The sequence below is a fragment of the Gemella sp. zg-1178 genome, from assembly GCF_018790995.1.
In the GTDB taxonomy this organism is placed as follows: Bacteria; Bacillota; Bacilli; order Staphylococcales; family Gemellaceae; genus Gemelliphila.
Genome location: NZ_JAHKEI010000006.1, coordinates 89097 through 99192, shown reverse-complemented (window position 1 = coordinate 99192; position 10096 = coordinate 89097). Strand labels below are relative to the sequence as shown.

The 10096-nt window shown below is 29.7% G+C and carries 9 protein-coding genes; 6 read left to right on the top strand and 3 right to left on the bottom strand.

Going from position 1 to position 10096, the window contains the following annotated elements:
• The 3 genes from KMP12_RS02870 to rplK all read right to left on the bottom strand — a co-directional run.
• Nucleotides 1-677, bottom strand: a 677-nt coding sequence (locus KMP12_RS02870) for a restriction endonuclease subunit S (RefSeq protein WP_215756231.1), incomplete at its 3' end; no start/stop codon positions are given.
• A gap of 221 nt (nucleotides 678-898) precedes the next feature.
• The gene (gene rplA, locus KMP12_RS02865) at nucleotides 899-1591 is read right to left on the bottom strand and encodes a 50S ribosomal protein L1 (protein WP_215756230.1); all 693 of its coding nucleotides are present in this window, start codon (nucleotides 1589-1591) and stop codon (nucleotides 899-901) included.
• A gap of 12 nt (nucleotides 1592-1603) precedes the next feature.
• Nucleotides 1604-2029, bottom strand: a complete 426-nt coding sequence (gene rplK / locus KMP12_RS02860) for a 50S ribosomal protein L11 (RefSeq protein WP_215756229.1) — start codon at nucleotides 2027-2029, stop codon at nucleotides 1604-1606.
• A 251-nt stretch (nucleotides 2030-2280) separates the two neighbouring features.
• Here rplK and rny point away from each other — a divergent pair, with 251 nt between their 5' ends.
• The 6 genes from rny (at nucleotide 2281) to KMP12_RS02830 (ending at nucleotide 10095) form a co-directional block, all read left to right on the top strand.
• The gene (gene rny, locus KMP12_RS02855) at nucleotides 2281-3831 is read left to right on the top strand and encodes a ribonuclease Y (RefSeq protein WP_215756239.1); all 1551 of its coding nucleotides are present in this window, start codon (nucleotides 2281-2283) and stop codon (nucleotides 3829-3831) included.
• Nucleotides 3832-3930: 99 nt separating this feature from the next.
• Nucleotides 3931-6033, top strand: coding sequence for a DNA topoisomerase 3 (locus KMP12_RS02850; protein WP_215756228.1), 2103 nt, complete (start codon nucleotides 3931-3933; stop codon nucleotides 6031-6033).
• A 23-nt stretch (nucleotides 6034-6056) separates the two neighbouring features.
• Nucleotides 6057-7409, top strand: coding sequence for a glutathione-disulfide reductase (gorA, locus tag KMP12_RS02845; protein ID WP_215756227.1), 1353 nt, complete (start codon nucleotides 6057-6059; stop codon nucleotides 7407-7409).
• Between the two features lie 556 nt (nucleotides 7410-7965).
• Nucleotides 7966-8619, top strand: a complete 654-nt coding sequence (fsa, locus tag KMP12_RS02840; protein WP_215756226.1) for a fructose-6-phosphate aldolase — start codon at nucleotides 7966-7968, stop codon at nucleotides 8617-8619.
• A 55-nt stretch (nucleotides 8620-8674) separates the two neighbouring features.
• A complete protein-coding gene (gene tmk, locus KMP12_RS02835) occupies nucleotides 8675-9301 on the top strand; it encodes a dTMP kinase (RefSeq protein ID WP_215756225.1) in 627 nt (208 codons plus the stop codon).
• A complete protein-coding gene (locus KMP12_RS02830) occupies nucleotides 9286-10095 on the top strand; it encodes a DNA polymerase III subunit delta' (protein WP_215756224.1) in 810 nt (269 codons plus the stop codon). Before tmk ends, KMP12_RS02830 begins: the two co-directional genes overlap by 16 nt.
• The last annotated feature ends 1 nt before the right edge of the window (nucleotide 10096 follow it).

Below are 10096 nucleotides of genomic sequence, written 5' to 3'. Positions count from 1 at the left end.
ATTTCATCTACGACTTCTTTTCCAGAATACACATTACTAATTCTTTTTAATGTTACTAAATTATAATTTTTCAAGTTATCATATATTGAATTTAATTTATTAAACAACAACTCATCCAGCTTTTCAATTTTATTTTTCTCAAGTTCTATCAACCTATCTATTTCACCTATCTTCCAATCAAGAAAGTTGGCTATTTGAGTTTGTTCTTGTAATGGAGGTATAAGAATAATATTTCTTTTCATTTCATTATTCATTATTTTATAGCCATTAATATCTTTTCTTCGGGTATGTTTATTTCCTAAACCAATAATATAATTACAATAGCCTAAGTTTATTTCTTCAATTTTTTCTTTTTTTATAAATAGAATACCACATATATTTGTGCAATTATATTTACCACTTCTTAAAAAAGTTGTTCCTGCATTTTCTCCATCAGTTGTCCATGTTATACAATTTACTTCATCAAAATCATAAGTATTTAAATATCCCATAATTCCGTTGTTTTCAGTTTGAGAGGAAAATACAGGATACTTACCGTTTTCGTCTAATTCATCTTTTGAAATTACTCTTCCTCGTGTAATTTCAAAATAAAATTTCACCTTTTTAATCTCCCAATGTTCAGGCACTTCCCTTAACCAGGGCAAATCTACTTGCTTATACTTTTTATATCTTTTCATTATTTCTTAATTCCTTGGTTGTCATTTTATTTCCTAAATATTTGATTTTAGCGACTAGAGCTAAGTATAATATAGCACATGAATTTATTATTGAAAAGTATTTAGCAAAGGAAAAAGGGCTAATATTAAAATGATATCAAAATAGAACTTTTGATAGTTATTTTTTAATGTTCAAAAAATAATAAAAAATAAAAAAACTAGAGGAATTTTCCTCTAGTTTTTTATTTAAATTCTGCAGTATCTACTTTTGCAGCAGGTCCCATAGTTGAAGTAACTGCTACAGATTTGAAATAAGTTCCTTTAGCCGCTGCTGGTTTAGCTTTTGCTAGAGCCTCTTGAACAGCTTTAAAGTTTTCTACTAAGTCTTCAGTAGGGAATGAAACTTTACCGATTGGTGTGTGAACTACACCAGCTTTTTCAGCTCGGTATTCAACTTTACCAGCCTTGATTTCGTTTACTGCTTTTGTTACGTCCATAGTAACTGTTCCTGTTTTAGGGTTAGGCATCAAGCCTTTAGGTCCTAATAGACGACCGATTTTACCAACTTGGCCCATCATGTCAGGAGTAGCAACAATTACATCAAAATCAAACCAACCTTGTTGGATTTTAGTAATATATTCACCTTGTCCTACATAATCAGCTCCGGCTGCTTCTGCTTCTGCAGCCTTATCACCCTTAGCAAATACTAAAACTTTAGCAGTTTTACCAGTTCCTTTTGGTAAAACTACAGCTCCACGTACTTGTTGGTCATTTTTACGAGTATCTACTCCAAGACGGAATGCTACTTCGACAGTTGCGTCAAAATTAACAAGACTAGTTTTTTTAGCTAATTCGATTGCTTCTAGTACTGAATATAGTTTAGAAGAATCTATCAGTTTAGCCGCTTCAAGATATTTTTTACCTTTTTTTGCCATTTTATTATCCTCCTATTCAGCTACTAAGATACCCATACTACGTGCAGTACCTTCAATCATACGAACAGCTGCTTCAACTGATGCAGCGTTTAAGTCTTCCATTTTCAGTTTAGCTATTTCTTCAACTTGCTCTTTAGTTACTGTAGCAACTTTGTCTTTGTTTGGTACTGAAGAACCTTTTTCAATTTTAGCTGCTTTTTTCAGTAATACTGGAGCAGGTGGTGTTTTAGTAATAAAAGTAAATGAGCGGTCTTCATATACAGAAATTACTACGGGAATAACTAATCCTGCCTGGTCTTGTGTACGAGCGTTAAACTCTTTACAGAATCCCATGATATTAACTCCAGCTTGGCCTAATGCAGGTCCTACTGGGGGAGCAGGGTTAGCTTTACCTGCTGGAACTTGTAACTTAACTAATTTAATAATTTTTTTAGCCACGATAAACCTCCTATTATTTTTCGTGATGTGGTCTTTGAACTCTTATTGTTCTCCCACTCAAACATTATGTATTTTTTAAATACTGGATAATTTTAACACAAGAAAATATATAATTCAAGTCTTTTATTATATTTTATTAATAAAATATTTGCTTATATTGACTTTTATTAGATAATATTGTAGAATTTAGTATGTGATAATTATTCACGATGAATTACAAATCAATAAATAAATTTAAAGAGAGGTTGCAAATGTTTTATGGAAGCATAATTGCAACTTTACTTGTTGGAATTATATCTGGATATTTTGTTGCTAAAAATACTATTCAAAAAAAATTAGTTTTATCTAAGCGAGATGCTGAATATATAGTTAATGAAGCTAAAAAAGAGGCTAAATTTATTTCTGAAAAGGAATTATTAATAGCTAAAAATGAGGCTAAAGAAATTGTTAATATTGCTAATAAGGAAATAGAATTTAAAAAGCAAGATATAGAAAAACAAGAAGAAAGACTTATTCAAAAAGAAGCCTCTTTGGATAGACAGACAGAATTAGTTAATAAAAAGGATGAATTAATTAGTTCTAGGGAATTGAAATTAGAAGAGAAACTTCAAATTGTTGAAGATAAGAATGCAGAATTGAATGAGTTGAAAGTTCAACAAGAAAAAGAGTTGCAAAGAATTGCAAACTTGACTGAAGAACAAGCTCGAGAAGAAATAATTTCATCATTAGAAGAAGAAATGTCTAAGGAAACAGCTGTTTATATAAGAAATAGGGAAGCTGAAGCTAAGGATGTTGCTGATAGGCGTGCAAAAGAATTGATAATACAATCTATGCAAAAATTTGCATCAGAAGTTGTAGCTGAAAATACGGTATCTGTTGTTGATTTGCCTTCTGACGATATGAAAGGGAGAATTATTGGGAGAGAGGGGCGGAATATAAGAGCCTTAGAAACTTTAACTGGTGTTGATTTGATAATAGATGATACTCCAGAAGCAGTATTGTTGTCGGGTTATGACCCAATAAGAAGAGAAATTGCTAAAACGGCTATTAATATGTTGATTGCTGATGGGAGGATACATCCAGCTAAGATAGAAGATGCTGTTGATAGGGCTAGAAAAGATATTGACCAGCATATTAGAGATGTTGGAGAACAGGCTACATTTGATTTGGGTATTCATAATATGCATCCTGATTTAATAAAGATATTAGGTAAGATGAAGTATAGAACAAGCTATGGGCAAAATGGTTTGCAGCATTCTATTGAGGTTGCTTATATTTCAGGTATAATAGCTGGTGAATTGGGGCTGGATATTCAAATGGCAAGGCGGGCAGGCTTACTTCATGATATAGGGAAGGCTGTTGACCATGAAGTAGAGGGTTCTCATGTTGAAGTTGGGGTAATGTTGGCTAATAAATATAAGGAGCATCCAATAGTAATTAATGCGATAGCTTCTCATCATGGAGATTGTGAAGCTAGTGATCCGATATCGGTGGTGGTTGCTACGGCAGATGCTTTATCAGCTTCGAGACCGGGTGCTAGAAGAGAATCCTTAGAGGCATATATAAAACGACTTCAGGGTCTTGAAGAAATTGCGAATGAGCATAGGGGGGTTGAAAAAACTTATGCTATTAAGGCGGGTAGGGAAATAAGAGTTATTGTTAATCCTGAAGAAGTAGACGACACAAAAGCCTATAAGATTGCAAAAGAAGTAAGGAATAAAATTGAAGAAAGTATGCACTATCCTGGCAATATAAAAGTGAATGTAATTCGAGAAGTTCGAGCAGTAAAGATTGCAAAATAATAATTGAAGATGATTAACTTAGGTTAATCATCTTTTTTATACTAGAAATTTATGGAATAAAAATATATAATATGTATAAATTAATTTTGTGAGGTGTTTATGAAAAGTTTAGTATTATGTGAAAAACCTTCGGTAGCAAGAGATATAGCAAAAAATTTATCGGCTAGTAGGAATATTAATGGGTGTTTGGAGGGGGATAGATATGTTGTTACTTGGGCTTTAGGGCATTTGGTAGCCCTACAAACTCCGGATAAATACAGGGAATTTAAAGAAATAAATTTGGATAGTTTACCCGTGATACCCAAGATAATGAAGACTGAAATTATAGGTAAAACATTTAAGCAGTATAAAGTGATAGAAAAAGCGATTAATAGAAAAGATATAAAAGAAGTAATAATTGCAACAGATGCAGGGCGTGAAGGGGAAGTATTGGCTAGACATATAATAGAAAAGGCTAGGTCTAATAAACCGATAAAAAGATTATGGATTTCGTCAATTACTGACAAATCAATAAAAGAGGGCTTTAAAAATCTAAGGGATGGAAAAGAGTATATGGGGCTTTATAACTCTGGGCTTGCAAGAGCTAGTGCAGATTGGTTGGTGGGGATTAATGCCTCTAAGGCTCTAACTTTTAAATATAATGCGACCTTAAACTGTGGGAGAGTTCAAACTCCAACTTTGCAAATGGTGGCTGAACGTGAAGAAAAAATAAAAAATTTTAAATCAAGAGATTATTATGTATATGAAGCAGTGGTGGACGGAGTAAAATTTATTACTGGTAATTCTGATAATAATTTAGATGATGCTAGTAATTTTGTGAATAATTATAAAAATTTTAGAATAGAAAATATTACTAGTAAATGTAAAAATAAAAAATCATCACCCAAACCACTTTACAATTTGACCGATATTCAATACACGGCGTCAAATTTGTATAAAATTTCTCCGAAAGAAACGCTTAATATTATCCAGACTCTCTATGAAAAATATAAAATTTTGACTTATCCTAGAACTGACTCTAGATACTTAACCAGCGATATGAAAGGAACAATTAAAGATAGGCTTCACGCAGTTTCTTATGGGACTTATTCAAGTATAGTTAAAAATATTTTAAGTGGAAATATAAATGCTGGAAGAATGATTAATGATAAAAAGGTTACTGAACATCACGCTATTATTCCAACGGAAGAAAGACCTAATTATAATATTATGTCTGATATGGAAATTAAGATTTATGACCTAATAACTAGGCGTTTTCTTGAAAATTTATTAGAAGATTGTAGGTATGAAGAAATACACAGGGAATTTAAAATAAAAAATAAAATTTTTTCAAATACTGCTAAGAAAACATTGCAGCTGGGATATAAAATTTTTGAAAAAGAAAGTGATGATAGTATTAAAGAAATAAAAAAATTAAATATCGATTCTCTTGTATATGTGAAAAAAGAAACTTCACCTCCTTCTTATTTTACAGAAGGAAGTTTGATATATGCAATGGAAAATCCTTTTGACTATGTTGATAGTGAGAGTGAAAAGAAAATATTAAGAGAAACAAACGGTATAGGAACAGTGGCGACTAGGGCGGATATTTTAGAAAAGTTATTTACTAACGATTATCTTTTTTCTGATAGGGAGCAAATCAAAACAACAAATAAGGCAAAACAGTTGCTTAATTTAGTGCCGGAAAAACTAAAAAGTCCGTCTTTGACTGCAACTTGGGAAAAAGATTTGGACAATATATCTAAAAATAAATTATCCAAAGAAAAATTTTTATCGGGTGTGAAAAAATATACTCATGAAATTATTTCTGAAATTAAAAGTAGCGAAGATAAATTTAAACATGATAATATGGTTGGGAAAAAATGCGACAAATGTGGTAAATTTATGTTAGAAATAGACAGAAAAGGCACTAAAATACTCAAGTGTTCCAATGTAAGTTGTAAAAATATAAAAATTATTTCAAAAATTACTAATTTACGTTGCAAAAATTGTCATAAAAAAATGGTATTATTTGGTAATGGAGATAATGGGACTTATAGGTGTTCATGTGGTTTTTCAATAAAACAAAAAGAAGTTGATAGAGAAATTAAAAATAATAAAAAAGAGAAGGCTAGTTTTAAAGATATAAAAAAATATATGAATAAGGATAGTTTAGAAAATAAGCCCTTAAAGGATATTTTAAAGGCTATAAAAATAAATTAAATAAATTTTGTTAGAGGTGAATTATGATAAAAGAGTATGATTATATTTCAATCGGTGGAGGAAGTGGAGGTATTGCTTCTATAAATAGGGCGGCTTCTTATGGTAAAAAATGTCTTTTGATAGAGGGTAAGGATATAGGGGGAACTTGTGTTAATGTAGGTTGTGTACCCAAAAAAGTTATGTGGTATGCTGCACAGGTAGCTGATACTATTAATAATTATTCAGCAGATTATGGTTTTGATTTGAAATTAGAAAATTTTGATTTTGCTAAATTAGTTGAAAATAGAACAGCTTATATAGGTAGAATACACACTTCTTATAATAAGGGTTTGTCAAATAACAGGGTAGATGTTATAAAAGGTTTTGCAAAGTTTGTAGATTCTAAAACAGTAGAAGTTAATGGACAATTATATAGGGCAGCACACATTTTAATTGCAACTGGGGGTAAACCTAGCATTCCAAAAATTGAGGGGGCTGAATATGGAGTAACTTCAAATGAAGTTTTCAGTTTGAAATCTATTCCCAAACGTATAGGTATAGTCGGAGCTGGTTATATTGCTGTAGAATTAGCTGGAGTATTTAATTCTTTAGGCGCCAAAACTCATCTTTTTGTTCGTAAACACGCTCCTTTAAGAAGTTTTGATGGACTAATAGTTGAAACTTTAAAAGATATTATGGAAAAAGAAGGCTTAAAATTACATACTTTTGCTGTGCCAAAAAAAGTTATAAAAAATGATGATTCTTCAGTAACTTTAGAATTAGAAAATGGCAATAAGGAAACATTTGATTTGTTGATTTGGGCAATAGGTAGAAAAGCAGTAACAGAAAATATGAATTTAGAAGTAACGGGTGTTAAAGTAAATGAAGCTGGATATATTTGGGTAGATAAGTTCCAAAATACAAATGTTGAGGGAATATATGCAGTGGGGGATGTAACGGGTCGTGTAGAACTTACGCCAGTAGCTGTAGCGGCTGGTAGAAGATTATCTGAAAGATTATTTAATAATAAGCCTGAAGAATATTTAGATTATGAAAATATTCCGACAGTGGTATTTGCTCACCCAGCAATAGGTACAGTAGGTCTTACAGAAGAAAAAGCCATAGAAAAATATGGTAAAGATAAGATTAAAGTATATAAATCTTCTTTTACTCCCATGTATTCAGCTATTACAAGTCATAGACAAGCTTGTGTAATGAAATTAGTTTGCTTAGGAGAAGATGAAGTAATTGTAGGCTTACACGGTATAGGATATGGTGTTGATGAAATGATTCAAGGTTTTGCTGTAGCAATAAAAATGGGGGCAAGAAAAAAAGATTTTGATAATACGGTGGCTATTCATCCTACTGGGGCAGAAGAATTTGTTACAATGAGATAGAGTTACAAAAAAGATAAGATATTGGATAATATCTTATCTTTTTTAATTTAATTATTTATTTTTTATATATTTAATTATTTTCAACATACATTTTCCGCTTCCTTGACCGCAGAAACAAGAAAATATATAAAGTATTACATAAGTATATAAAGTAAAATTTAAAATGATTATACAAAATATTAAATGAAATATGGGGATAAATATAGCAAATAAAAAACTGAAATCATTATTTTTATAAGAGTAGAAATAGGATAACAGAAATATGATAATAGGTAGTATAAATATTACCGTATTTATTAAATACTGGGCCTTGTTATTAAAAAAATAATAAAAAGATGGAGTGGTTACAAAAACTATAAATATAAATAGTAGATATGGAATTTGATTTATATATTTTTTTACCAATTTTTGATTTCCTCCTAATTTACTAATAAATTTTAACATAATTATAAAAAAAAAACAATTTTATTATGTTGATATTAGGCTGTGATTGATTTTTTTTTTAGCATGTGATAATATTATTTTATAAGTAAAATTAATATGATGGAGTGAAGTAATGAGATTTTTTATAGATACAGCAAATGTTGATGAAATTAGAATAGCAAATGATTTAGGAATAATTTGTGGGGTTACAACTAATCCATCTCTTATAGCTAAAGAAGGAAGAAATTTTGAAGATGTTATTAAAGAAATAACGAGTATTGTTGATGGTCCAATAAGTGGAGAAGTTAAGGCTACTACAGAACTAGCTGAAGATATTATGGAAGAAGCAAGGGAAATAGCGAAAATTCATCCTAATATGATAGTTAAAATACCTATGACAGAGGAGGGTTTAAAAGCGACTAGTATTTTGTCTAAGGAAGGGATAAAAACAAATCTTACACTTATCTTTACACCAACACAAGCCTTGTTAGCTGCAAGAGCTGGAGCGACTTATGTTTCTCCTTTTTTAGGAAGATTAGATGATATTAGTCAAGACGGATTAAATTTAATAGCAGATATAGTAGAAATATTTAAGGTTAATAATATTGAGAGTGAAATCATAGCAGCCAGTGTTAGAAATCCAATACATGTTTTGGAGTGTGCGAAATTAGGTTGCGATATAGCTACAATACCATATAAAGTTATTAGGCAGTTAATACAACATCCTTTAACTGATAAGGGAATAGAATTGTTTAAACAAGATTACTTAAAAGTATTTGGAAAATAAAGAATACTCCACTAATTTTATAGTGGAGTATAATTTTTAGATAAATGGAGATATTATGTTAGGGAAATTTATAACTTTTGAAGGAATTGATGGTTCTGGAAAAACTACAATTATAAAATTTATAGGAGAATATTTACTTAAACAAGGTTATGAGGTTGTTGTTACAAGAGAACCTGGGGGTACTAAAATTAGTGAAAAGATTAGAAGTATAATCTTATTTGAAGATATTGATGCAAAAACAGAAGCCCTTTTGTTTGCAGCAAGCAGAAGACAACATATCAAGGATAAATTATTGCCTGAACTTACTGCAGGAAAAATAATATTGTGCGATAGATTTTTAGACAGTTCAATAGCCTATCAAGCCTACGGCAGAGGACTGAGTAAGGAGGATATTCTTGTGATAAATAATTTTGCTATTGATAACCTATCTCCAGACGCAACATTTTATTTTGATGTTGATGTAGAGGAGGCTTTATCTAGGGCTTCAAATCGTAGTGATAATAATAATTTAGATAATGAAAAAAAGGATTTTTATATTAATGTGAAAAAAGGCTATGATAAGCTAGCTTTGCAGCAAGAAAAGAGAATTATAAGAGTAAATGCTAATAAGAGTATAGAAGAAGTTAAATTTGAAGTTATAAATAAGGTTAAGGAATTATTAAATAGATGGAATATTCAATAGATAAGTATTTTGAAAATATTTTAAAATCAGATAAATTATCTCATGCATATTTATTTTTTAGCAATAATGAAGAAGTAATTTCTTATACTATTTTAAGGTTTGTAAAGTCTATTTTTTGTAGAAATAATTTTAATAATAATTTTTATTATTGTGATGAATGTAAAGTATGTAAACAGATAGACAATAATAATTATATTGATTTTTTAATTATAGAATCTGACAATTCGATAAAAAAAGAAGAAATTAATTTTTTGAAAAATAAATTAAGCATCAAATCAACTTTTGGTAAAAAAATATATTGGATAAAAGATGTCGATAGACTGACACCTCAGGCGGCAAACTCACTTTTAAAATTTTTAGAAGAACCAGAAGATGATATAATCGCAATATTAAGTAGCCTGAATTTGGCTGCTAGCTTAAAAACAATAGTATCCAGATGTCAAGTTATTAATCTGGGAAATAAAGAAGAACAAAAAATAAGTTTTGAAGATAATTATGAAAAAATATTAAATTTAAGTAATTTATTCTACAAAGATTTTTCTAAGAATAAGAATTTAGCTATAATTAATTTATTAGATAATATTTTAAGTAAAGAAGATGTAAATTTATTTTTAGATATAACTATTGAAAAAATAAGGAATAATATTAAAGAAAATATTAATTTATTTAGACTTTATGAAATTATCATAAAATCTAAGAGTGATATTAGCCTTAATGTCAATGCTAGCTTAGTTTTAGAATCTTTTTTATTTGATTTGATAAAAGAAAATATAGATGTGGGCAGTTTAAAATAAT